General features: G+C 61.8%; 16 protein-coding genes, 1 pseudogene and 1 riboswitch. Of the genes and pseudogenes, 9 read left to right on the top strand and 8 right to left on the bottom strand.

Features of this window, described 5'->3' with window-relative positions:
* Nucleotides 1-439: 439 nt before the first annotated feature.
* Nucleotides 440-1,651 carry a serine acetyltransferase gene (locus K8U03_04960; GenBank protein ID MCE9604237.1) on the top strand — a complete coding sequence of 404 codons (1,212 nt, stop codon included), beginning with the start codon at nucleotides 440-442 and terminating at the stop codon, nucleotides 1,649-1,651.
* 968 nt (nucleotides 1,652-2,619) lie between these two features.
* Here the strand turns inward: K8U03_04960 and K8U03_04955 are convergent.
* From K8U03_04955 to K8U03_04940, 4 genes are all read right to left on the bottom strand, one after another.
* On the bottom strand, nucleotides 2,620-3,063 hold the full coding sequence (locus tag K8U03_04955) for a low molecular weight phosphatase family protein (GenBank protein MCE9604236.1): 444 nt from the start codon (nucleotides 3,061-3,063) through the stop codon (nucleotides 2,620-2,622).
* Between the two features lie 137 nt (nucleotides 3,064-3,200).
* A complete protein-coding gene (locus K8U03_04950; protein ID MCE9604235.1) occupies nucleotides 3,201-4,625 on the bottom strand; it encodes a PepSY domain-containing protein in 1,425 nt (474 codons plus the stop codon).
* 51 nt (nucleotides 4,626-4,676) lie between these two features.
* The gene (locus K8U03_04945) at nucleotides 4,677-5,081 is read right to left on the bottom strand and encodes a biopolymer transporter ExbD (protein ID MCE9604234.1); all 405 of its coding nucleotides are present in this window, start codon (nucleotides 5,079-5,081) and stop codon (nucleotides 4,677-4,679) included.
* A gap of 6 nt (nucleotides 5,082-5,087) precedes the next feature.
* On the bottom strand, nucleotides 5,088-5,795 hold the full coding sequence (locus K8U03_04940) for a MotA/TolQ/ExbB proton channel family protein (GenBank protein MCE9604233.1): 708 nt from the start codon (nucleotides 5,793-5,795) through the stop codon (nucleotides 5,088-5,090).
* Nucleotides 5,796-6,103: 308 nt separating this feature from the next.
* Between K8U03_04940 and K8U03_04935 the strand changes: the two genes are divergently transcribed.
* From K8U03_04935 to K8U03_04900, 8 genes and pseudogenes are all read left to right on the top strand, one after another.
* Nucleotides 6,104-6,865, top strand: a complete 762-nt coding sequence (locus tag K8U03_04935) for a TonB family protein (protein ID MCE9604232.1) — start codon at nucleotides 6,104-6,106, stop codon at nucleotides 6,863-6,865.
* A 214-nt stretch (nucleotides 6,866-7,079) separates the two neighbouring features.
* Entirely contained in the window at nucleotides 7,080-8,156 is a 1,077-nt protein-coding gene (locus K8U03_04930) for a DUF3500 domain-containing protein (protein ID MCE9604231.1), read from the top strand.
* A 113-nt stretch (nucleotides 8,157-8,269) separates the two neighbouring features.
* Nucleotides 8,270-9,046, top strand: coding sequence for a (Fe-S)-binding protein (locus tag K8U03_04925; GenBank protein ID MCE9604230.1), 777 nt, complete (start codon nucleotides 8,270-8,272; stop codon nucleotides 9,044-9,046).
* Nucleotides 9,043-10,425 (top strand): lactate utilization protein, encoded by a 1,383-nt coding sequence (locus K8U03_04920; protein MCE9604229.1) that lies wholly within the window; start codon nucleotides 9,043-9,045, stop codon nucleotides 10,423-10,425. The genes K8U03_04925 and K8U03_04920 overlap by 4 nt, the downstream gene beginning before the upstream one ends.
* 7 nt (nucleotides 10,426-10,432) lie before the next feature.
* Nucleotides 10,433-11,002, top strand: a complete 570-nt coding sequence (locus tag K8U03_04915; GenBank protein MCE9604228.1) for an LUD domain-containing protein — start codon at nucleotides 10,433-10,435, stop codon at nucleotides 11,000-11,002.
* Nucleotides 11,003-11,012: 10 nt separating this feature from the next.
* Nucleotides 11,013-13,097, top strand: a complete 2,085-nt coding sequence (locus K8U03_04910) for a CehA/McbA family metallohydrolase (protein MCE9604227.1) — start codon at nucleotides 11,013-11,015, stop codon at nucleotides 13,095-13,097.
* An 89-nt stretch (nucleotides 13,098-13,186) separates the two neighbouring features.
* Nucleotides 13,187-13,409: riboswitch (cobalamin riboswitch) on the top strand.
* A gap of 180 nt (nucleotides 13,410-13,589) precedes the next feature.
* Nucleotides 13,590-16,348, top strand: a pseudogene (locus tag K8U03_04905) (ribonucleoside-diphosphate reductase subunit alpha).
* Between the two features lie 136 nt (nucleotides 16,349-16,484).
* A complete protein-coding gene (locus tag K8U03_04900) occupies nucleotides 16,485-17,543 on the top strand; it encodes a ribonucleotide-diphosphate reductase subunit beta (GenBank protein MCE9604226.1) in 1,059 nt (352 codons plus the stop codon).
* Nucleotides 17,544-17,670: 127 nt separating this feature from the next.
* On the opposite strand, the gene K8U03_04895 is transcribed toward K8U03_04900, so the two are convergent.
* The 4 genes from K8U03_04895 to K8U03_04880 all read right to left on the bottom strand — a co-directional run.
* Nucleotides 17,671-18,702 carry an aldo/keto reductase gene (locus K8U03_04895; protein ID MCE9604225.1) on the bottom strand — a complete coding sequence of 344 codons (1,032 nt, stop codon included), beginning with the start codon at nucleotides 18,700-18,702 and terminating at the stop codon, nucleotides 17,671-17,673.
* Between the two features lie 119 nt (nucleotides 18,703-18,821).
* A complete protein-coding gene (locus K8U03_04890; GenBank protein ID MCE9604224.1) occupies nucleotides 18,822-19,133 on the bottom strand; it encodes a hypothetical protein in 312 nt (103 codons plus the stop codon).
* 57 nt (nucleotides 19,134-19,190) lie between these two features.
* The gene (locus K8U03_04885; GenBank protein MCE9604223.1) at nucleotides 19,191-20,975 is read right to left on the bottom strand and encodes an efflux transporter outer membrane subunit; all 1,785 of its coding nucleotides are present in this window, start codon (nucleotides 20,973-20,975) and stop codon (nucleotides 19,191-19,193) included.
* Nucleotides 20,976-21,232: 257 nt separating this feature from the next.
* Nucleotides 21,233-24,323, bottom strand: a 3,091-nt coding sequence (locus K8U03_04880; protein ID MCE9604222.1) for a multidrug efflux RND transporter permease subunit, incomplete at its 5' end; no start/stop codon positions are given.

Below are 24,323 nucleotides of genomic sequence, written 5' to 3'. Positions count from 1 at the left end.
GCTTCGATGGCGCACGTGGCTGACGGCACGTGGAACGTGCCTGCTACATTAACGCGCGCGTAGCGAAGTCTTCCCAACTGCCCCCCGACCACCGACCCCTGACCACTATTTTCCTCCTCGTCCCTCAATTCCTTAGGGTTCGCCGGCCGAAGATGAGGAGGAGTCGCTTGATTTTGACGCCGGTGAGCCCTAGGATTGGCCGGAGAAAGCCCGCAGCTTACGCGGCTTCTCGCGGTCGCTCTAAGGCCGCACGGGCGTGGGATCGCTCGAGATTCTTACGAGGCGTGTGCGATGGTTTTGAGTGCGCTGGAATGTCGTCGCTGTTGTCGACCGTAATCAACGGTCGTCGATTTTCCTTGCGCTCCCCTTCGTCTCGTTCCTAAGTCCCTCTCTCGCAACGCGCGGCTCTGAGCATCAGGCCCGCAGGAGCTAAACAGCCGTGGCCTCCGATCTTCGCCTCAAAGAACAACTCCCCGAGCTGACCAAGCGGATCGTCGAAACCTATAGCGAAGCCGGCTCGGTGAACCACCTCGGCCACTGCCCGCTGCCGAACTACGATGCGATCATCGTGATTCTAGAAGACCTGAAGGAGATTTTGTTCCCGGGCTTTCGCCGGCGCGAAGGGCTGCACTTAGGGAACGTCCTCTATCACGTCGGCGATCTGATCGACGGCCTGCACGACAAGCTGACGACGCAGATCGCGCGGGCCCTGCGACACGAAGCCGGCCGCGTTCCGGTCGACGAATGCGACACCGACTTCGAAGCGCTCGGGCAAGCCAAGGCGATCGAGTTTCTCGAACACATCCCGAACGTCCGCCACGCGCTCGCGCTCGACGTGCAAGCCGCCTTCGACGGTGATCCGGCCGTGCGCGGGCTCGACGAAATCATCTTCTGCTATCCGGGCCTGGAAGCGATCACCGTTTATCGACTCGCGCACATCTTGTATGAGATGGAAGTGCCGCTCATTCCGCGCATGATGACCGAATGGGCCCATAGCAAGACGGGGATCGACATCCATCCGGGCGCGACGATCGGCACCCACTTCTTCATCGACCACGGCACGGGCGTCGTCATCGGACAGACTTGCGAGATCGGCGCGCATGTGAAGCTCTATCAAGGAGTGACGCTCGGCGCGCTCAGCTTCGCCACCGACGGCGACGGCAACTTAGTGCGCGGCACGAAGCGCCATCCGACGATCGAAGACCATGTCGTGATCTATGCCAACGCCACGGTGCTCGGCGGCAACACGGTCGTCGGCCACGACTCGGTGATCGGCTCGAGCGTCTGGTTGACGAAGACCGTGGAGCCGCGCTCGACCGTCGTGCTGGAAAAACCGAAGCTCCGCATTCGCGCGGAATACGACGAAAAGCATTGCAGCAACTCGTGGTCGCGCAGGTATAAGAAGCCGTTGGCGACGACCGGATGGGCCCAGCTTGGTTTATCGGTTCGGTCCGGTTGCTCGAATTCGCTGACGATCTCGGCCTTCTCGGGCGAGATTTTCACGAGGCAAACCTTGCCGCTTTCGCTCCGTGTGATGAGCATTCCGTCGACCGCGATGAGCGAGCACTTGCCGGTTCCGCGCTCGCGCCACTTCGTCTCGCCGGTCGCGAGCTCGATGCAGGTGAGCACGCCCGGATCGTCGCTGCCGTAGATATAACCGTCGATCAGAACCATTCCGCCGTGATGGTTCTTCATCTGCTTGGTGAAGAACGCTTCGCCGGCCTTGAACATCGCGTCGGTCTTGATGATCTTCGCGGCTCCGCCTCCGGTTCCGTAGCCCGACGCGGCGAACGCCCGATTGCCCGCGACGAGCGGCGTCGAGATGTTGGCGGTGCCGTTGGCCGGCGCGTCGTAACGCCAAAGGGGCTTGCCGTCTTTCGCCGCCACGCCGATGAGCGCCTCGGCCGTGAACTGCACGTACTGCTTCACCTCGCCGATCTCGGCCTGCACGATCGACGAGTAGCCGGCTCCGTCGCCGACGCCCGAACTCCAGACGAGCTTGCCCGAGTCTTTCTGAAACGCGGCGAGCGTGGCTTGCGAACCGCCCGGCGTGCAGACGACCCACGGACCGTCGATCAGCACCGATTCGCTATAGCCCCAAGTCGGGATCGCGCCGCCGAACTCGGCGACGAGATCGTGCCGCCACACGACCTTGCCGCTCTTGGCGTCGAGGCAGACGAGGTCGCCGTTGAGACCGAGCGTGTAGACGAGCGCGCCGTCGACGGTCGGCGTCGAGCGCGGACCGGGATAGCCTGCGCCTCCGTGGCGAACCGCACCGAGCGAAACGGCCCAGAGTTGCTTCCCGGCGGCATTCACATCGACGGCGTAAATGTACTCTTGCCCGTCGTGGTTGCCCATGACGTACAACACTCCGGCGGCGACCGACGGCGTCGAAAAACCATCGCCGACATTGGTAGTTTTCCAAGCGAGCTTCGGACCGGCAGCCGGCCAACTTGCGAGCAGGCCCTGTTCTTTGCTGATGCCCGAACGATCCGGCCCGCGCCAAGCCGACCAATCTTCGGCCTGCGCCGCAGATGTAAACACGATGGTGAACACGAAGGCAAGCAACAGGGGAACGGCATAGCGCATGAGGGGTTCCTATCTAAGACGAGCGTCCGTTTAAGCGACGTCGGACTTGTTTTTGAGCCGGGCGATCAGCGATGTCAGCAGCACGTCGAGGTGAGGCAGGGCGGTGGCAGGTTCGGCGTAATCGAGATCGTCGACATGCCAGAATTCGACCCGGGGCAAATGGGCTGGGAATCGGCGCTCCATCAGCGGCCGATGTTCCGCTTCCTTCACCGCGACGACCAACTCCGACGACTCGAAATCGGCATCGGCCACGGCGAGCGGGTCGCGCAGATGTTCGGCGTGTTCGATACCGAGGCGGGTCAGCGCGGCGATCGTGTGGGGCGACATCGGGCCGACGTTCAGCGGGCTCGGCGCCAAGCCGCGCGAGAACGCTCGATGCGGAAGCCCCTCGCGCTGCGCGAGGACGTTGAACATAATCTCGGCGTAGCGACTGCGGTAGTAGTTGCCGGTGCAGAGAAAGAGAACCTGGTTCATATCGAGGAGCGGCGGCAAGAGAGACGAGCGGCTAAATCCAGCTAAGCCGGTTTTAGCCTTTCGCCGAAAATCTCGCTACCCGGGCCTTCTCCGTGGGGATGAACCAGCGGCCGAGAGGGGCAGCCCGAGCGGTGTCGTTAACCCGCAGCCGACGATCGCCGACGGAAAGCCAGGAAGCGGACAACAGCGAAGTCGACGACGAGGATCAACGCGAGCGACATCCCCATGGCCGGCATTAAAACACCCAAGACGACGATCAAGCCGAGCAGCCAGCGCGGGATCGCGATGTTCGCCGTCGACGGGGCGAGGCCCCATGTGCCGCGCGGCCGGCGGCGCCACCACATCCATACGCCGGTGATCGAAAGCAACGTCAGAGCCAGGCAAGTCAGCAGGGCGAGAATCTTCGTCGGCAAGCCATAGATCGAGCCGACGTGAATCGGATAGATGCTTGAGCGAATTTTATGCAACGTCGAAATGTCGTCCCAACCGAACGAACCGTTGACCTTGCCCGAGTACGCATCGACGAACACGGTCGTCTTCAACGTCGGACTCGAATCGTCGACCCGTTGCACGCGGAACGAATCGGTCGGCGAGGCAGGAACGCCGACACGGATCGGGCCTTGGCCGGGCAACAACGCTTCGGCGGTGCTCAACGCCGCGTCGGGCGAGATGCGCGCTCGCCCATTGGCGGGCTCCGACTTCGGCGCTTGCTTCATCACGGCCGGAGCCGAGCCGAAGTTGTTCGTCAGCATCTTGTAGCCGTTGCCGAAAAACTGCGTGAAGAACAAGCCGGTGGCGAGGATGATTGCGGCGGTCGCCACGCCGTAGAAACCGACGACCGTATGCAGATCGCGCAAGACGACCGTCAGCGGAGCACGCAGGCGCGGATACCAAACGCCGGCACCGGGCGAAGCCGCGCGGCCGGTGCGGCGCGGCCACCACAGATACGTGCCGGTGATGATCAAGACAATTCCCCACGAAGCGGCCAGCTCGACCGTGATGCGGCCCGGCGTTCCCAACAACAAGCGACGATGCAAACCGAGCACGATGCCGAAGAACGAACTGCCGCCGTCGTAGAGGCCGGCGACTCGGCCGGTCGTGGGGTCGACCATGGCCGTGCGCCGATCTTTGCCGAGTTGCATCGCGAGTTCGGCGTTCAAACCCGGCGCGACCGGCTGCGCTACGGAGAGGAGCTTCGCTTGCGGATGCTCTTTCATCACGGCCGTGCCGAGCTCGGCCAGCGTCAGGTTTCGAGCACCCGCGGCCGGCGGCTCGGCCGACATCAGCTCGGGATACATGAGCGGCACCAACTCATCGATGAACACGTAGAGCCCGCCGGTGATCGAAGCGGTGAGAATGATCGGGGCGACGAACATGCCCGCGTAGAAGTGCCAGCGCCAGAACAAACGATAGAGCTTGGCGCGGGACGAAGTGTTTTCGTTGGGGCGATCGGCAGGGTCCGTGAGCGATTGCCGCTTCGCAGTCGCCAGATGTTCGGCGATGATCGCTTCGGCCGTAGGCGCTTCGGTAGCGGAAGATTCGAGCAGCGTTTCAGGGGTCATCGCACGTTGATTAGCAAAAGGGGCATTCGCAAAGGGTTCATCGGCGCCGGCTTAATCCGGCACGGCATGGGCTACGTTCACGTCGGACGCACCGGCCGCTTTGGCGGCTTCGAGCGCTTTCACGAACCGGCCGTAGGGGATCTTCTCGTCGCCGCGGATCGTCACGACTTTCTCTTTCTGGGGGGCGAGCACTTCGCTCAGCTTCGACAGCAACTGCGATTCGTCGACCCGATCTTGGTTGACGTACGTTTCGTCGTCGGCTCCGAGCGTGACCATGATGTGCTGGTCGACGGCGTTCGTCGGCGCTACGGCGGTCGGCAGCGTGAGCTTGATCGACGGCGTGAGAAACGTCGAACTCAGCATGAAGAAAATCAACAATTGAAAAATGCAATCGATGAGCGGGCTCATGTCGATCGAGATCGGCTTCCGGCGACGGCGGGGGATTTGCAAAGCCATGACGTGTTATCCGCCGCCGACCGAAGTGAGCCGTTCGTCGGGCATCGTGTCGATATGCTCGCCCCCTTCGAGAGCGAGCGAAGGTTGCTTATGCAGCCATTCGTTCAGATGCGAGACCATCCATTGGCATTGCAGCAAGATCGTGTTCACGCGGTTCTCGAGCAAGTGATAGACAGCCAGCGCGGGCAGCGCCACGACCAGGCCGAACACGGTCGTCAGCAGCGCGGCCCAAATGCCGGAGGCGAGGTCTTTCGGCTGCACTTGTCCGCCGGCTCGCTCGATCTCGTTGAACGCTTCGACCAAGCCGGCGACCGTGCCCAAGAGCCCGAGCATCGGCGCGAGGATGCCGATGATCGACAGCCAATGCAGCCGGGTCTCCAACTTCGAGACGTTCTCCGACACGACTCGGCCGACGATATCTTCGCGCGCCGCCGAGGTGAGGTGGATGTGTTCCAAATACGACTCGGCCGCCCGCGCGATCGGGCCGTGCCGCAGCGCGGCGATCTGTCGGGCTCGCGCGAGATCGCCGTGTTCGATCTGCCGCTTCAGCGCCCGGACCAAGCCGTGATACGGCGTGAAGTACCAGCAGAAGACGAGCACGCGTTCCGCGGCGATCGCCAGCCCGAGGATCGAGCAAACCAAGATCGGCCACATCACCTCGCCGCCGCGGAAGAACAGCTCCCGCCAAGTATGTTCCCACATCCCGGTCATCATGCCTGCCGCTCCTGCGTACCGCGAAAGCCGAGATTAATGGTGTGGGAACAATTACCTATTCGATTCGATCTACCGCCGAGCGGTAGTACTTGCCTCAGGTTCGTCCCGTGACTCTACGACGATCGCTTGACGATAAGAGTCTTTTTCGGCGCAGCGCGATCAAGTATGATTGGTTCACCGGCATGAAACAAACGAAAGCCGATGAGACTTACTATCATTAGCGAGGCGAGGCCGCTGTCAAGTCGCCGCCGCTAGGCGGGCTCCGGTTTCGATCGTTAAGAGGTTGATTTGCGGCACGGGGTTTTGATTTGCGACGCTTCCTGCTCGACTATGCCGTCTTCGTCTTGTTGCTCGGCGGAAGCGTCGCGGGGCACTATTGGTTCGTTTTCCATTACCATCCCGGGTCGACGGTGATTCGGATTGCGCTCGAGCCCGAGGCCGGGCGGACGAGCGTCGCGATCACGCTGATCGCCGCGAAGCCGAAGGTGGAGCTTCCGGACTTGGTCAAGCCGACGAAGCTCAAAGAGTTGCCGAAGCCGCTTGAGCTGCTGATCGCCAAGGTCGAGCTGCCGCCCGAAGCGGTGATCACGGCCGAGCTTCCGCGCCCGCAGGCGGTCGCGGTGCCGATCGCCCCTCCACCGATGGAGAAGATCGAAGAAGAAGAAAAGCCTCCCGAAGAGCAGCCCCTCACGCCGCCGAAGCGTAAGCAACCGCTGGCGAAGCCACCGGAAACCGAGACGATCGAATCCGACAGCACGGTGACGATCGTCACGCAAGAAATGCGCGGCATCGTCACGGCGCCGACGATCCTCTCGCGCCGGTTGCCAATTTACCCCCCGTATGCCTACGCGCAGAAACTCGACGGTTCGGCCGATCTCGCGGTGCATGTGAGCACCGAAGGGAAGGTTCTCTCCGTTTCGGTTTTCAAGAGTTCCGGCTACTCGGACATGGATCAGGCGTGGATCGAGGCGGTACGAGACTGGACTTTCACCCCGGCGCTTCGCGACGGCAAACCGGTCGATCAGCATGTACACGTTCCGGTGACGTTTCGTATTCGGAAGACTCCGTAGCGACCCGAATGCCCGAATCACCCCGTTGAGCGAAACCGGTTCGTCGTCGATAATGGCCGCGCGACTTGGTATTATCGGCCCGACGCTCCGGGCAGCTCCCACCGCCTCGCACCATCTCGGCCTCGCGCCGACCCCGCCTCGCCGTTCCTCCCCCTGGCCGCAGTCGCTGTTCCGTCTCGCTCGCCTTCCCATGTCATTGAAGGAACTTTCGGATATGAAACGTCTCGCTCTTTCGTGTTACGCTTGGTCGCTGCTGTTGACGCTCGCGCAAGCCGCGGCTCCCGAGTCGGCCTCGCCGGCCGTTCCCTCCACGGCCGTTCCCTCCACAGCGAAAGTCGCCGCGGCGATCACTGCCGCCGCCGAGAAGTTCCTAGTCGGTCTCGATGCCGCCACCCTCGCCAAGGTAACGATGCGGTTCGACGATCCGGCCCGGCTCGACTGGCACAACATTCCGAAGCCGCAACGCAAGGGCTTGCAATATCGCGACATTACCGCCGACCAGCGCAAGCTCTGCCTGGCTCTCGTCAAGGCTTCGCTCAGCGACGTCGGCTACCAGACCGCCGAGCGCATCATGTCGCTGGAAACCAACTTGCTCGAAGGGGAGAAGAACCTGAAGGGCTCGCCGCTGCGTGATCCGGAGCGTTACTTCCTCACGATCTTCGGCAAGCCGGCCGCGACCGGAACTTGGGGCTATAGCTTCGAGGGGCATCACTACTCGCTCAACTTCGTCATTCGCGACGGCCAAGTCGTCAGCGATACGCCGTCGTTTATGGGTGCCAATCCCGCGACCGTCAGCATCTTCGTTCCGGGGGGCCCGGAAGTGGGAACCCGCACCCTGGCCGACGAAGAACAACTCGCGTTCGACCTCGTGAACTCGCTCGACGAAGCGGGCCTGAAGAAGGCCCTGATCGCGAAGGAAGCTCCGAAAGATTATCGCGCCGCCGGCCTGCCGCAACCGCCGCACACCGCGCCGGAAGGGATTGCCGCAACCGATCTGAACGACGCGCAGAAGAAGACCCTCTGGTCGCTGCTCGAAGCTTACTGCGCGAACTTGGCTCCGGAACTCGGTGCCGCGCGCTTGGCCGACCTTAAAGCGGCGAATCCCGATCGGATCTATTTCGCTTGGTCCGGCTCGACGAAACCGGGGGTCGGGCACTACTATCGAGTACAGGGCCCGACGTTCGTCTTGGAATTGGTGAACATCCAATCCGACCCGGCCGGCAATCCCGCCAACCACATCCATTCGGTGTGGCGGAGCTTGAAGGGAGATTTCGGAGTCGCGGCGCAGTAGCAGATATCCAGCGCGAACCACGCCTCGGCGGCGCGCGAAAGTGCGCCGCCGATGTTTTGCGCTCGTGGCTTACTTTTGACTTTTGCCTTCTTACTTTTGAGTTGTCGCGTCGTATGCCTCAAGTCGGCCTCTTCATCCCGTGCTACGTCGAACAACTCTATCCGCGCGTCGGCATGGCGACGGTCGAGGTCCTCGAACGGTTCGGCTACACGGTCGAGTATCCCGAAGACCAAACCTGCTGCGGCCAGCCGATGGCGAACACCGGTTGCGTCGACGATGCTCGGCCGCTCGCCGAACGCTTTCTCCGGATCTTCGGCAAGTACGAATACGTCGTCGCGCCGTCGGGCAGTTGCGTGGCGATGGTTCGTCATCACTACGACGAATACTTGGAAGGAAAGCCCGGCTTCGTGGAGCTGAAGGCAAAGACGTTCGAGCTCTGCGAGTTTCTGACCGACGTCGTGAAAGTCGATCGGCTCGACCTCCGCTTCCCGCATCGCGTCGGCCTGCATCAAAGCTGCCACGGCCTGCGCGAGCTCCGTTTAGGCGGGGCGAGCGAGTTGATGAGCCCGCCGTTCGGCAAAGCCCAACAGTTGCTGGAGCTCATCGACGGCGTGCAGCTGACGACCTTGCAACGGCCCGACGAATGCTGCGGCTTCGGCGGCACGTTCGCCGTCAACGAAGAGGCCGTGTCGTGCATGATGGGGGAAGATCGGATTCACGATCATCTTCAAGCAGGGACCGAAGTTCTCACGGCCAACGACATGTCGTGCCTGATGCATCTCGCGGGGCTGATCCGCCGTGATCGGACGCCGATCCGCGTGATGCACATCGCGCAGATTCTCGCGGGCGACAGCGCTACGGGACACAGCGCTACGGGGGATCGAACATGACCCACGCGCCGCTCGCCGCCGAATTCATTCGCGACAAAGAACGGACCCACTGGCACGACAACACGCTCTGGTTCGTGCGCAGCAAGCGCGACAAAGCGGCCCGCACGTTGCCCGAATGGGAGCTGCTGCGCGAGACGGCGGCGCAGATCAAAGCGCATACGATGTCGCGGCTCGCCGACTACCTCGAGCAATTCGAGGCCCAAGCGACGAAGCTCGGCGCGGTCGTGCATTGGGCGAAAGACGCGGCGGAACACAACGAGATCGTGTACGGCATCCTGCGCGATCACGACGTGAAGAAGCTCGTGAAAAGCAAGTCGATGTTCACGGAAGAGTGCCATCTGAATCCGTATCTCGAACGGCACGGCATCGAAGTCGTCGACACGGACCTCGGCGAGCGGATCGTGCAGCTGGCGCAAGAGCCGCCGAGCCATATCGTTCTGCCGGCGATCCACTATAAGAAGGAAGACGTCGGCGCGCTCTTCCACAAACACCTCGGCACCGACGCAGGAGCTTCCGACCCGGGCTACTTAGCCGAAGCCGCGCGCGGGCACTTGCGCGATCGCTTCATGAGCGCCGATGCCGGCCTGACGGGCGTGAACTTCGCGATCGCCGAAACCGGCGGCTTCGTCGTTTGCACCAACGAAGGGAACGCCGATCTCGGCGCCTCGCTCCCGAAGCTCCACATCGCCTGCATGGGCTTCGAGAAGCTGATTCCGCGCGTGAACGACCTGAGCGTGTTCCTTCGCTTGCTGGCCCGTTCCGCGACCGGCCAACCGATCACGACCTACTCCTCGCACTTCCACGGGCCGATCGCCGGCGGCGAGTTGCACATCGTCATCGTCGATAACGGCCGCACGCGCTTACTCGAAAGCGACGACTTCCGCCGCTCGTTGAATTGCATTCGCTGCGGCGCATGCATGAATACGTGCCCCGTCTATCGTCGCAGCGGCGGCCACAGCTACGAAGCCACGGTGCCGGGCCCGATCGGTTCGATCCTTTCGCCGGCCGGCGACGCGAAGAAGCATGCCTCGCTGCCGTTCGCGTGCAGCCTGTGCGGTTCGTGCTCGGATGTTTGCCCGGTGAAGATCGACATCCACCATCAACTCCTTACGTGGCGCAAAGAGATCGCGCAGCGCGGCCTGCTGCCGCGCTCGAAGACTTGGTCGATGAAGCTCGTAAGCCGGTTGTTTCAAAGCCCACGGCTCTATCGCGCGGCCGGGTACCTGGCGCGGCGCATCATGCCGCACGTCCCGCGATTTCTGCTCTACAACCGCTTCAACGCTTGGGGGAAGCAGCGCGAATTGCCGGAGTTCCCTCGCGACAGCTTCCGCGACCGGTTTCGAAAACATCAAGAGAATCGGAACGGCCATGGGAAGTAAGCACTCGATCCTCGCGGCGATTCGCGCGAGCAACGCGCCGGCCGCGGCGCTGCCGAACTTGAATCAAACGTGGATCACCTACGCCGACCGCTCGCGCGCGTTCGCCGAAGTTCTTACGTCGGTCGGCGGGCGTTGTGAGTTCGTCGGCAGCCGGAGCGAGATCCCCGCGAAGCTCGCCGCGCAACCGAATTTCGCCGCCGCGAAGAAAGTCGTTTCCGCGCTCGCCGAACTGCCGGGCAACGTCGATCTCGCCGCCATCGTCGATCCCCATGCGACCGAAGACGTCGACTTCGCCATTCTGCCGGGCCGGTTCGGAGTCTCCGAGAACGGCGCGATCTGGGTGACCGACGAACACTTACGGCATCGCGCGATCTACTTCATCGTGCAGCACTTGGTGCTCGTCATCGACGAGCGCGAGATCGTCGACAACATGTACGCCGCTTATCAACGGCTGAGTCTCGGTGCGAAAGGATTCGGTGCGTTCATTGCGGGCCCTTCGAAAACCGCCGACATCGAGCAATCGCTCGTCATCGGCGCCCACGGCCCTCGCTCGCTCACGGTGTTCTGCGTTCGTTAAGGAGCGACTCATGCTTCGACTACTACGCATCGTCGTCTCGGTTGCGTCGTTGGCGGCAGTTACCGTCGAACAAGCCCGCGGCGCCGAGCAAGTGCTAGAGCCGAAGCTGCGGCACTTGCGCAACGCCGAGCCGCGCGAGTGGTCGGAGTTTCCCGAGCGCGCGGAAGCGACCGAGCTACGATTGCCGTTCGAAGTGGCGAACGAGTTCCGCCCGCAAACGCTCGTGCTGCGCCATCGCGATCTGCGCCGCGACTGGATCATCTACCTCGACGGCCGGGAACTCATCCGCCTCCCGCAAGGAGACCAAGACGCAACTACCTTCTGGCCGGTCTCGCCCGACAAATTCTCGCCCGGCAAACACGAACTCCGCATCGCCACGAAAGACAAAGCGGCCGACGACGTCATGATCGGCGAACTGCAACTCGACACACGAACTAAAGCGGAGATGCTGGGCGAAGCGACGGTGGAAGTTGAAGTGCGCGATGCCACGAAGTCGGGCAGAGGTCCCGTGCCGGTACCATGCCGATTAACGCTCGTCGACGAACGAGGCTCGTTGATGACCGTGGGCGTTGAGCCGAAGCCGCGCCTGGCGATCCGCCCGGGCGTAATTTACACGCTCGACGGTCGGGCCCAGTTTACCGTTCCTGCGGGAACCTACATCCTTTATGCGAGCCGAGGCTCGGAGTATTCGGTCGTCGAAACGCGGCTTGAGCTCAAGCCTGGCGACGTCGCGAAGCATCGCTTGACGCTCGATCACGAGGTCGAACCGTTTCCCGAGTGCTCCGTGGACACACATGTTCACACGCTCACCCACTCAGGTCACGGCGATTGCACGATCGAAGAGCGGATCGTCACTCTTGCCGGCGAAGGTTTGCTCCTGGCTTATGCGACCGATCACAACAAGACGATCGACTATACGCCGACGATCGCGAAACTGAACACGAATGATCAGGAGACGGGAGTCGTGATCGGCAATGAAGTGACGACGAAGGTCGGACACTTCAACGTGCTCGACCTTAAGCTCGACGCTCCGCCGATCGATCACGAGGGAAAGACTTGGGCCGAAATCGGCGCCGCAATCAAGAAAGCCGGTCCGAAAGGATTGGTGATCCTCAACCATGCCCGCGACATCCACAACGGTTTCCGGCCGTTCGGTCCCGAGCGACACATCTCGGTCGCGGGTGAAGACGTCGCCGGTTGGAAGTTACCTGCGAACGCAATGGAGGTCTTTAATTCCGGTTCGACTCAGAACGACCCGACGCAGTTATTTCACGACTGGCTTGGGCTCTTGAACCGGGGATTGAACATCTCGCCGATCGGTTCGAGCGACTCGCACGATGTAAGCCGTTACATCGTCGGGCAGGGGAGGACCTACTTTACCTTCGATACGGGACTTACCGACGGCAGATCTCGACTTGCGCGTCCCGTGGCCGCGTCGTTGGGATTGCTTTGTCGCATCTCCAACGACGAAGGGCGCTTCGACCCGCAGTCGCCATTCGTTCCTCACGCAACGGAGTACGTCATCGATGTCTCGGTCAACGGGCCGTCGTGGATCCGAGCCGATGAAGTTCGACTGTACGTCAACGGCCGCGAGACGACCGAGAATCCGATCGAAGACCATCGCTCTTCGCACGGACCGCTGCGCTACAATCTGAAGTGGAAGCTTACGAACATTAAGCACGATATTCACGTCGTGGCTCTCGCGAAAGGCCCCGGAGTCGACAAACCGTACTGGCCGATTGCGAAGCCGTATCAGCCGACGTCGCCCGATTGGAAGAGCTATGTGATCGGTTGTTCCGGGGCGATCAAGATCGACGGCGATGGCGACGGGAAGTATTCGAGTCCGTTCGATTATGCCAAGCAGTTGGTCGCCGAAGTGGGAACGGACGATGCGAAACTCGTCGCGCGATTGGCCGAGTTCGACGAAGCGGTCGCCGTGCAAACGACGAGCGTGCTGCGCGCGGCGGGCCCCGAGCGCTGGGAGGCGTTTCTGGCGGCCGTGACGAAGGAAGGTGCGCCGCAAGTGAAGAGCGGGGCGCGAAAATACGTCGCCGGTTGGCGCTCGACGCTGACACGCGGCGACGAAAAAAAATGACTCGCTAACTTCCGTCGTCCGGCCCGGTTATGAGCGGCCGATGACAATCGGATGTAAGTTCCGTTGACAAGGCTCGGAGGTTTGCTAGCATCTGTGGCTAGTGTGTTGGTGGCCGAGCAACACTATAGGTTGTGGCTCGGCGAACAGGGAACTCGGTGCGATTCCGAGACGGCCCCGCCGCTGTAAGCGAACGTTCGTAGCCTTGGTTTTCTTTCGCCATTGGCGTTTTTCTCCTCCCGAGAAGAGCGCCGAGAAGGCCGACCACGGCGAAGTTCGCAAGTCAGAAGACCTACCAACGCGTGTCGGTTTTTCGTTTCGCGAGGGCGAGCGGAAAGCCCCGAGAGCAGGGAGCCGTCGGCGACGAACGTCGGCGGTTTCGCGATCGGTTTGCATCATTTATTCACAGCGCAACACATACCCGTCGGCGATGCCGTGCCGCTCTGCACGCGCACTCGCTTCAGGTCTGCGTTGCGCGCTGGCAAGGAGGTTGGCATGTCTACGACTCTCGCGCCGTCGCCGAACGCCCAAGTTCACTCATCGTCCACGCACGGCGATTCTCCCGCGCAGCCGATTCCCGGCTTGCGCGTCATTCGTCGCAACGGGCAACTCACGCCGTTCGATGCACAGAAGATCGCCGCGGCGATGACTAAGGCGTTTCACGCCGTGGAAGGAGCCGCTTCGGAAACGTCGCCGCGGATTCGCGAAACGGTCGAGCGTTTGACGCGGCAGGTCGTCGAATCTTTCTCGCGCCGCGCCGATCGGACGACCGTGCATATCGAAGAGATTCAAGATCAAGTCGAACTCTCGTTGATGCGCACCGGCGAACACAAGACCGCGCGGGCCTACGTCCTCTATCGCGAACAACGGGCCAAGGAACGAACCGGCGATGCAAGCGGCGCGGTGTTGCCTCCGCTCGACGTCGTCACGGCCGACGGCACGCGCAGGCCGCTCGATTGGTCGCGCATTCAAACGATCGTCCGCGAGGCGTGTCGAGAGTTGGTCGATGTGGCGCCGGAATCGAGCGGCTCTTGCTCGACGGTCTCCGCCACGAAGCGCTCGACACGCTTGACGTCGCCAAAGGGGACGCGACGTTCGACGAGATGGCCGATCTCTATCCCGACTACTTCATGTCGTACATTCGTCACGGCATCGAACACGAATTGCTCGATTCGCGGCTGGCGGAGTTCGACCTCGAGCGAATCGGCCGCGCGATCGATCCGGCCGGAGACTTGAAGTTCACCTACCTCGGCTTGCAGACGTTGTACGACCGCTATTTCCTGCATGTCGATGATAGCCGGTTCGAGTTGCCGCAAGCGTTCTTCATGCGTGTGGCGATGGGGCTTTCGATCAACGAGATCGACCGCGAAAGTCATGCGATCGAGTTTTATCGCTTGCTTTCGAGCTTCCGTTTCATGAGCTCGACGCCGACCCTCTTCAACTCCGGCACGCTTCGTCCGCAGCTTTCGAGCTGCTATCTGACGACCGTGCCCGACCGATTGGACGGCATCTATTCGGCGGTGCGCGATAACGCGTTGTTGTCGAAATACGCCGGCGGATTGGGAAACGATTGGTCGCGCGTGCGGGCCATGGGCGCGCGCATCAAGGGAACCAACGGCAAGTCGCAAGGGATCGTGCCGTTCTTGAAAGTGGCGAACGATACGGCCGTCGCGGTGAACCAAGGTGGGAAGCGCAAGGGTGCGGTGTGCGGCTATTTGGAAACTTGGCATCTCGACGTCGAAGAGTTCCTCGAACTCCGCAAAAACACGGGGGACGATCGCCGCCGCACGCACGACATGCACACGGCGAATTGGATTCCCGACTTGTTCCTAGAGCGGGTCGAAGCCGATGCCGCGTGGACGTTGTTCTCGCCCGATGAAGCGCCGGAGTTACACGATCTCTACGGCAATGAGTTCCGCGAGACCTACGAGCGCTATGAAGCGAAGGCCGCGCGCGGCGAGATGCGCACGACGAAGAGCGTTTCGGCGCTCGGCTTGTGGCGGAAGATGCTGACGATGCTGTTCGAAACCGGCCATCCGTGGATCACGTTCAAAGACCCCTGCAACGTCCGCTCGCCGCAACGGCATGTCGGCGTGGTGCATAGCTCGAACCTCTGCACGGAGATCACGCTCAACACGACCGACGACGAAATCGCCGTGTGCAATCTCGGCAGTGTGAACTTGGCCGAGCATGTGGTAGATGGCGCAATCGACGACGCACTTCTTAAAGACACGATTCGCACGGCGATGCGGATGCTCGACAACGTGATCGACATCAACTACTACGGCGTGCCGCAAGCCCGACGCTCGAACCTCCGGCATCGTCCGGTCGGTCTCGGGATCATGGGCTTTCAAGACATGCTCTATCAGCTGCGCGTGCCGTATGCTTCCGACGCGGCGGTCGAATGGGCGGATCGTTCGTCGGAGTCGGTCGGCTACTACGCGATTCTGGCGTCGACGGAACTGGCTGCCGAACGGGGTCGATACCCGACGTTCGACGGTTCTCTGTGGAGCAAGGGGATCTTGCCGATCGACAGCTTGAGCGAGCTCGATGCCGTACGCAAGACGCGCGTCGACGTCGACCGCTCGATGCGACTCGATTGGAATTGGCTCCGCGAGCGGGTGCGCACGATCGGCATGCGCAACTCCAACTGCCTCGCCATCGCACCGACCGCGACGATCTCGAACATCTGCGGCGTCGGGCAATCGATCGAGCCGACGTATCAGAACCTATTCGTGAAGTCGAACCTGTCGGGCGAGTTTACCGTCGTCAATCCATACCTCGTGGCCGATCTCAAGCGGCGCGGCTTGTGGGACGAAACGATGGTCAACGATCTCAAGTATTTCGATGGCAGCGTCTCGGCGATCGAGCGGATTCCGGAAGACCTCAAGCAACTCTATCGCACCGCGTTCGAGATCGCGCCGCAATGGCTGATCGAAGCGGCTTCGCGACGACAGAAGTGGATCGATCAATCGCAATCGTTGAACCTCTACATGGCCGAGCCGAACGGGCGGGTGCTGAGCGAAATGTATCTTTCGGCCTGGCGCAAGGGCTTGAAGACGACGTACTATCTCCGCAGCCAAGGGGCAGGGGGGATCGAGAAGTCGACGCTCGACGTCAACAGCCGCGGCATTCAACCACGCTGGATGAAGTCGAAGAGCACGTCGTCCGACGTCGTCCTCGATCGGGATGCACAAGCCGGCGAAGTGCCGCTCGTGTGTCCGACCGATGGTTCGTGCGAAGCTTGCCAGTAGAACTCGCTCGAACGCATCGCATCAGCCGGAACGCGTTAGCGTCCGGTTACCGATAATGCGCGATACGCGGGCGACCGGGGGCTAACGCCCTCCGGCTAAACATAACTCTCATTTAACACTTGGAAGGATTCCAAATATGTCGTTCGTTGCCGAAACTCCGCTTGATCTTGCTGCCGTCGGACCTGCTCGCACGGGCGAGAAGCGATTGCTCAATGCCGATCGCGTGGCGGTCAATCAGTTGATGCCGCTGAAGTATCACTGGGCTTGGGAACACTACCTCAACGGCTGTCGCAACCATTGGCTGCCCCAAGAAGTGCCGATGGATCGCGACATCGCGTTGTGGAAACAGCCGAACGGTCTCACGGCCGACGAGCGTCAAGTCGTCCTCAGAAACCTCGGCTTCTTCTCGACGGCCGAGAGCCTCGTCGGCAACAACATCGTGCTCGCGGTGTTCAAGCACATCACCAATCCCGAGTGTCGGCAGTATTTGCTGCGGCAAGCCTTCGAGGAAGCGATCCACACGCACGCCTTTCACTACATCGTCGAAAGTCTCGGGCTCGACGGCCAAGAAGTGTTCACGATGCATCGCAACGTCAACACGATCCACGACAAAGACGACTTCACGATGCAGCTCACCGAAGCGATTCTCGATCCCGACTTCCGGAGCGACACGTTCGGCGGGAAGCAGAAGCTGCTCGAAAATCTGATCGGCTACTACATCGTGATGGAGGGGATCTTCTTCTACTCCGGCTTCGCGATGATGTTGTCGCTGCATCGGCAGAACCGGATGACGGGAGTCGGCGAGCAGTTTCAATACATCTTGCGCGACGAGTCGACCCATCTGAACTTCGGCATCGACCTGATCAACGGCATTCGCTCGGAGAATCCGGAACTCTGGACGCTCGACTTGCGCGAACGGATCACGCAGATGATCGACGGTGCGGTCGAGCGGGAGATCGCGTACGCCATCGATTGCCTGCCGCGCGGCGTGTTGGGCCTCAACGCCGAACACTTCCGCGACTACGTCGGCTACATTGCCGATCGACGCCTCGAACGGATCGGCATGCCGGCCCGGTTCAACACCTCGAACCCATTCCCGTGGATGAGCGAGACGATCGACTTGAAGAAGGAAAAGAATTTCTTCGAGACGCGCGTGACGGAGTATCAGAACGGCGGGGCGCTGAGCTGGGAGTAAGAAGAGAGGGGCCTGGGGCGGGGGGGCAGGGGTCAGAAGAAACAACACTCAGGATGCTTACCGGCACCTGTCTCCTGACTCTTAGCTTCCCTCTCCTCTCTGCGTCTCTGTATTTCAACAATCCTTCTCAAGTCGGGAACGGATTTCGTTCGGCGAAGCCGGCTTGATGCCAATACGGATACGGCAACGGGACGGCGCTCGCGGCGTCGAGCTTGGCGACTTGTTCCTTTGTGAGGTTCCAGCCGACGGCGGCGATGTTTTGCCGGAGTTGCTCGGCGTTGCGTGCGCCTACGATCACCGTCGCGACGGTCGGGCGTTGCGTGAGCCAGTTGAGTGCGATTTGCGGGACCGACTTGCCGGTCTCCTTCGCGACTTCGTCGAGCGCATCGACCACTTGGTAGAGATATTCGTCGGCGACTTGTGGCCCCAGGTCGATCACCTTTTGGCTCTGCAGCCGGCTCTCCTTCGGCAGCGCTTGGCCGCGGCGAATCTTACCGGTCAGCCGACCCCAACCGAGTGGGCTCCAAACCACGGCGCCGACTTTTTGGTCGAGCCCGAGCGGCATGAGCTCGGTTTCGTAGTCGCGGCCGACGAGCGAGTAATACGCCTGATGTGCGACGTAGCGCGCGAGGCCGTGCTTCTCGGAGTAAGCGAGCGACTTCATCAAGTGCCAGCCGGAGAAATTCGAGCAGCCGACGTAGCGAATCTTCCCTGCGCGCACGAGGTCGTCGAGCGTGCTCACGGTTTCTTCGACCGGCGCGACGGCGTCGAAGCCGTGCAGTTGAAACAGGTCGATGTAGTCGGTGCCGAGCCGCTTCAAGCTCCCGTCGACGCTCTTGATGAGATGATAGCGCGACGAGCCGACGTCGTTCGGGCCCGTGCCTTTGCGAAACGTCGCCTTCGTGGAAATGAGGAGCTGGTCGCGCTTGCCGCGGATCGCTTGGCCGAGGATTTCTTCGGCCATGCCGTCGGAGTAGATGTCGGCCGAGTCGAACATATTCATGCCGGCTTCGAGGCAGATATCGACGAGTTTCGTCGCTTCGGCAACGTCGGTCTCGCCCCAAGCTTTGAAGAATTCATTGCCGCCGCCGAACGTGCCGGTGCCGAGGCAGAGGACCGGGACTTTGAGGCCCGAGCCGCCGAGTTGTCGGTATTCCATGATCGCTCTCCCGCGTGAAGGATCGAAGCTTTCGCTCTTTCTTACGGGGGCGCGCGTCGATCGTCAACGGTACGGACGGAGGGCTCGCAGGAAACGAGCCTGCGCTGCGAAGCGAATGCTCAGCGCCGACAGTGAGAGCAACCCTTACACGGCAACGGCGGCAAGCAGCAGGGTTCCGGCTTCGGGCAATAGTCGTCGGGGCAACAGGCCTTCGGCCGACACCACATCGGGAGCGGCTTCTTGCAGTAGGTGTCGCAACAACGCGCCGGCGGAAGACAAACGAGCGGCGGCGCGGGCTTCTTGCAATAAGGCTCCGGACACGGACAAATGTAACTCGGCAGAAACGGAAGCCACGACTCGCCCGCCGCGGCGACGGAGCCCACCGGTAGCGCGAGCGAGACGATCGTCGTAAAATAGAGCAGAGTCTTCATCGTGATCTCGCGGCGGAGAGCGACTGCAAACAGGAAAGCGAGCCCAAGGGTTCGACGTTACGGAAGCGTGCGCCGACGGGACACGAACTCGGTGTTCCCTAACAGGATTCCTTCCGGCGACGGAGCGGAATTCGATGTGGCATCGACGGGAATCCGATCTGCTGCGGCCCCTTGAAGCGGAGCATCTTTAGCCGGAAGCCCTCCATTCGGCAGCCCATTAATTGGAATCGGCTCGGCTTCCACCGGCTGCGGTGGTGCGGGAGGCGGCGGCATCACGGCCGCTGGACCGGCTTGAGCCCCAAGGCGAATCTGCCAGCCGCCGCCGAGTGCGCGATAGAGATCGACAAGCGCCTGCGCGATCGTTCCTTCGGATTGTGCCAAGGCGTCTTGCTGTTGCACGAGAAAGTATTCGGCGAAGAAGACGCGGCCGAAGTCGGCGCGGCCTCCTTTATAAAGCTCCGAGACGAGATCGCGCGACTGCTCGGCCGCGGCGGCTCCTTGTCGCAAGATGCGCGCTTGCTCTTGCGAGCGGAGGAAAGCGATGAGCGCATCTTCCGCCTCGCGATTGGCGCCGAGGACGGCGTTTTGATATTGCGTGACCTCTTGGAAGTAACGGGCTTCCTCGGCTCGGACGGCGTTGCGGATGCGGCCGTAGTTAAAGATGTTCCAGTTGAACGTCGGCCCGAAGCTCCCTCCTTGCGCGGTGTTCTGAAACAGGTTCTGGAACTGCGTGGCTTGCACGAAGATCGAGCCGGTGATGGTGAACGCCGGGTACATGTCGGCTTCGGCGATGCCGATGCGCGCGCTTTGCGCCGCGACCTCGCGCTCGGCGCGGCGAATGTCGGGGCGGCGACGAATCAGATCGGCCGGCACTCCGAGCGCCACTTCAGGCGGAGCGTCGGGGATCCGGCTTTCGACTTGGCTCAAGAGCGGCGTCAAGTCTTGCGGCGGGAGGCCCATCAACACGCACAACTCGTTTTGCGCCTGGCGCAAGCGGATTTCGAGTTGCGGGATGATCGCCGCGGTCTGCGCGACGTTCGTCTGAGCTTGCGCGATGTCGAGTTGGCTCGACACCCCTTCACGCTTCTTCGCATCGGCAAGATCGAGCGAGCCGGTCTGATATTTCACGTTGGCGCGGGCGTAGCGCAGCCGCTGCTCGAGGGTGCGAATTTCGACGTAGCACGTCGCGACGTCGGCCAAGAGAATCACGAGGACATCGTCGTAGTTTTCCACCGAGGCATCGAGCTGCGCATCGGCCGATTCGATCGAGCGGCGAAAGCGGCCCCAGAAGTCGAGCTCCCAAGCCATCTGCGTGCCATAGCGGAAGACGCCGAGATTGCGATCGATCGAGCCGGCAAACGCACCGGCATTACCGAAGCCGGAGGAAGCGAGCGTGCCGATGCTGATCTGCGTGGCCTGGATCGAACCGTTCGCGGTTTGCGATTGCGGAAACAAATTGCCGACGCGCACGGCACGAATGGACCGCGCTTCCGAGACACGCAAGCCCGCTTCACGGAGCGTCAGGTTTTGCGTGTAGGCGCGACGCGTAAGGTCGTTGAGGACGGGATCGCCGAAGACTTCCCACCACGCGCCGTTGTGCGACGGCTCGCTGATGACCTGCGAGTTTTGATAGTCGATCCAATGCTCGGCAACCGGCGCGGCCGACTTCTTATAGTTGGGCCCGACCTTGAAGCGGTTCTGCACGTATTCCAGCGGCCGCGTCATGCAGCCGGCCGTGGCAAGGGCGAGCAGAGCCACGAGCGCATACATGCCGATCGTCCGGCCTGCGCCGCTTCGATCGGATGCAAGGATCGAGCCGGAAGAGAGAGTCGTGAGTCGCATAGGAGTCTTGCCGCAAGCGCCGGAACGATCGGTTATGAATGAATTATCGGCGGCCCGGATGGGCGCGATTCATCCAAAGATGCCGCGCACGACGGCCTGTGGCAGGATCATGGCCGGTACAATCGCTACACGCGGACCACGACTCGGCGAACCCGTCGCGATGGGTGGAGCTCGCGGTGGGAAGGTAACGGTTGTAGCGGTGGTGCCGCGCGAGGTTTTCGCGTCTGGCAAGCGTCGCCGAGCGGGAAATCGCGATCTTAGTGGCTCGCGGCGGCGAGTTCTTCGGCTGGAACGCCGTGAACGCCGGCGCCATGCGAGGCGGCGCTCGAGGGGCCGTCGAACTTCAGCGGCGTGCGCCATTCCTTCAAGCGCTGGAAGACGACGAAGAAGACCGGCACGAAGAAGACCGACAGAATCGTCGACACGATCATGCCGCCGAAGACCGCAGTGCCGAGCGCACGTTGGCCGGCCGCTCCGGCACCGTTGGCGATCACGAGCGGAAACACACCCATGATGAACGCGAACGACGTCATGATGATCGGACGGAAACGGAGCCGCGCCGCTTCGATCGCCGAGTCGACGATGCTGCGCCCTTCCATCCGCAACTCGCGGGCATACTCGACGATGAGAATCGCGTTCTTGCTTGCCAGCGCAATGATGAGCACGATGCCGATCTGCGTGTAGATATTGTTGTCCATGCCGCGAATCGCGACGGCGGCGATGGCACCGAGCACGCCGAGCGGCACGACCAAGATCACGGCAGCCGGCGTAATCCAACTTTCGTATTGCGCCGCCAGCACGAGATACACCAACACCACGGCGAAGATGAAGATCAAGATCGACTCGCCGCCGACCTTCTTCTCTTGATACGACATCGCGGTCCAGTCGAAGCCCATCGAGGTGGGGAGCGTTCGATCGGCCAGCTCTTCCATCATGTTCATCGCTTCGCCGGAGCTGAAGCCGAACGCCGGCTCGCCGGTTACGGCAGCCGTCGGGTAGAGGTTGTAGCGCGTGACGATTTGCGGGCCGAACGACCGCTCGACCTTGAGCACGCTTCCGAGCGGGATCATCGCGCCGCTTCGGTTGCGCACTTCGAGCCGGCGAATATCTTCCGGCTTCACGCGGAACTCTTGATCGGCCTGCATGCGCACTTGATACGTCCGGCCGAACTTGTTGAAGTCGTTCACGTAGGCCGATCCGAGATAGGCTTGCAGCGTGCCGAACACATTCCCGAGCGGGATATCGAGCGTTTTCACCTTCACGCGGTCGACGTCGATGAAGACCTGCGGAACACCGGCACGGAAGCTCGTGTTGAGCATCGTGAGGCCGGATTGCGTGCGGGCCGCGTCCAACATTTGCATGACGGAAGCTTGCAGTTCTTCGAGCCCTGCGGCACCGCGATCTTCGACTTGCATCTGGAAGCCGGCGCGCACGCCGAGCCCCTGAATCGCGGGTGGCGGGAACGCGAACACGACCGCTTCCTTGATTTCGGCGAAGCGCATCGCGAGGCTGCCGAGGATCGCTTCCTGGCTCAGGTTCGCGGTCTGCCGCTTGCTCCAACTATCGAAGACAAGGAACATCGTCGCGGCGTTCGAGGCCGAAGCATTGTCGAGCAGGTTGAGGCCGCCGATGGCGAACGAGTCGGCGATGCCCGGCGTTTCGTTGACGATCTTGTTGATCTTGTCGACGACTTCGCGCGTCCGTTGTTGCGAAGCGGCGTCGGGCAGCTGCGCGAAGACGATGATGTAGCCTTGATCCTCGGTAGGAATGAAGCTGGTCGGAATTTGGTTGTACCACCAAGCCGAAAGCCCGACGAGGCCGGTGAAGACGAGCATCACGACCGAGATCCAGCGCAAGCTGCGCCGCACGATCGCGGTGTAGATGCTCTCGGTGATTCCGTAGACGTAGTTGAAACCGCGGTAGAAGAAGTTCTTTTTCTTGCCGCTCGGCTTGCGGAGATAAACCGCGCACTGCGCCGGCTTGAGCGTCACGGCGTTGATCGCGCTGATCACGGCCGTCGCGGCGATCGTCAATGCGAATTGGCGATAGAGTTGGCCCGTGATACCGCCGAGAAACGCGGTCGGGAGGAACACGGCCATGAGAACCAAGGTGATGCCGATGATCGGGCCGAGCACCTGATCCATCGCCTTTTGCGTAGCTTCCTTGGGAGCCAGGCCGCGCTCGATATGGTGCGCCGCCGCTTCGACGATCACGATCGCGTCGTCGACGACGATGCCGATCGCCAAGACCAAGCCGAACAGCGTGAGCATGTTTACCGAGAAGCCGAGCGCATACATCGCCGCGAACGCGCCGATGATCGTCACCGGCACAGTCGTGGCCGGAATAAGGACCGCGCGCCAGTCTTGCAGGAAGACGAGAATCACGATCAACACCAGCACGCCGGCTTCGATGAGCGTCTTATAGACCTCGCGAATCGACGCGGCGACGAACTTACTGGTGTCGAACGGAATGTCGTACTTTAGGCCTTCGGGAAACGTCTTGCTCATCTTCTCGACCGCGGCGCGAACGCCGAGCGCGACGTCGAGCGCGTTGGAGCCGGGCAACTGATACACGGCCAAGCTCGCGCTCGGAACGCCCCGCTTGAGCGAGAACTGGTCGTAGGTCTGAGCGCCGAGTTCGACTCGGGCCACGTCCTTCAAATAGGTGATCCGGCCGGCGCCTTCGGACTTCACGACGATGTTTTCGAATTGCGTCGCGTCGTTCAAGCGCCCCATCGCCGTGACGATGTATTGAAAGTTTTGATCGTCGGGGGAAGGAGACTGCCCTAGCTGCCCGGCGGCGACTTGCACGTTCTGCTCGGCGATCGCCGCGAGGACGTCTTGCGTCGTGAGGTTGCGCGCCTTGATCCGCTCGGGATTCAACCAAATGCGCATGCTGTAGTTACTGCCGCCGAAGATCGTCACGTCGCCGACGCCCGGCACGCGGCTTAAGTCGTCGCGGATGCGGAGCGTGGCGAAGTTCGAGAGAAACAGCGCGCTGTAGCGATCGTTTTCGCCCGTCAGACCGACGACGAGCGTGATGTTGGTCGATTGCTTTTGCGCCGTGATTCCCTGGCGGCGAACATCCTCGGGCAGCGACGGCTCGGCGACCGCCAACCGATTTTGCACGAGCACTTGCGCGTCGTCGAGATCGGTGCCGATCTCGAACGTCACGGTGAGCGTGTAGGTGCCGTCGCTCGAACAAGTGGACGACATGTAGAGCATGTTCTCCACGCCGTTCACCTGCTGCTCGATCGGCGCGGCGACCGTTTCCGCGACGACCTGCGCATTCGCGCCCGGATAGACGGCGCGCACTTGCACGGTCGGCGGCGTGATCGACGGATACTGC

This window comes from Planctomycetia bacterium (genome assembly GCA_021413845.1).
In the GTDB taxonomy this organism is placed as follows: Bacteria; Planctomycetota; Planctomycetia; order Pirellulales; family PNKZ01; genus PNKZ01.
This window is presented reverse-complemented; position numbering and strand designations above follow the sequence as displayed.

Coding starts and splice junctions, on each gene's coding strand:
- K8U03_04890 (MCE9604224.1), bottom strand. CDS start 19,133: ATGAAGACTCTGCTCTATTTTACGACGATCGTCTCGCTCGCGCTACCG.
- K8U03_04920 (MCE9604229.1), top strand. CDS start 9,043: ATGACCCACGCGCCGCTCGCCGCCGAATTCATTCGCGACAAAGAACGG.
- K8U03_04950 (MCE9604235.1), bottom strand. CDS start 4,625: ATGACCCCTGAAACGCTGCTCGAATCTTCCGCTACCGAAGCGCCTACG.
- K8U03_04885 (MCE9604223.1), bottom strand. CDS start 20,975: ATGCGACTCACGACTCTCTCTTCCGGCTCGATCCTTGCATCCGATCGA.
- K8U03_04955 (MCE9604236.1), bottom strand. CDS start 3,063: ATGAACCAGGTTCTCTTTCTCTGCACCGGCAACTACTACCGCAGTCGC.
- K8U03_04925 (MCE9604230.1), top strand. CDS start 8,270: ATGCCTCAAGTCGGCCTCTTCATCCCGTGCTACGTCGAACAACTCTAT.
- K8U03_04945 (MCE9604234.1), bottom strand. CDS start 5,081: ATGGCTTTGCAAATCCCCCGCCGTCGCCGGAAGCCGATCTCGATCGAC.
- K8U03_04910 (MCE9604227.1), top strand. CDS start 11,013: ATGCTTCGACTACTACGCATCGTCGTCTCGGTTGCGTCGTTGGCGGCA.
- K8U03_04940 (MCE9604233.1), bottom strand. CDS start 5,795: ATGATGACCGGGATGTGGGAACATACTTGGCGGGAGCTGTTCTTCCGC.
- K8U03_04900 (MCE9604226.1), top strand. CDS start 16,485: ATGTCGTTCGTTGCCGAAACTCCGCTTGATCTTGCTGCCGTCGGACCT.
- K8U03_04930 (MCE9604231.1), top strand. CDS start 7,080: ATGAAACGTCTCGCTCTTTCGTGTTACGCTTGGTCGCTGCTGTTGACG.
- K8U03_04895 (MCE9604225.1), bottom strand. CDS start 18,702: ATGGAATACCGACAACTCGGCGGCTCGGGCCTCAAAGTCCCGGTCCTC.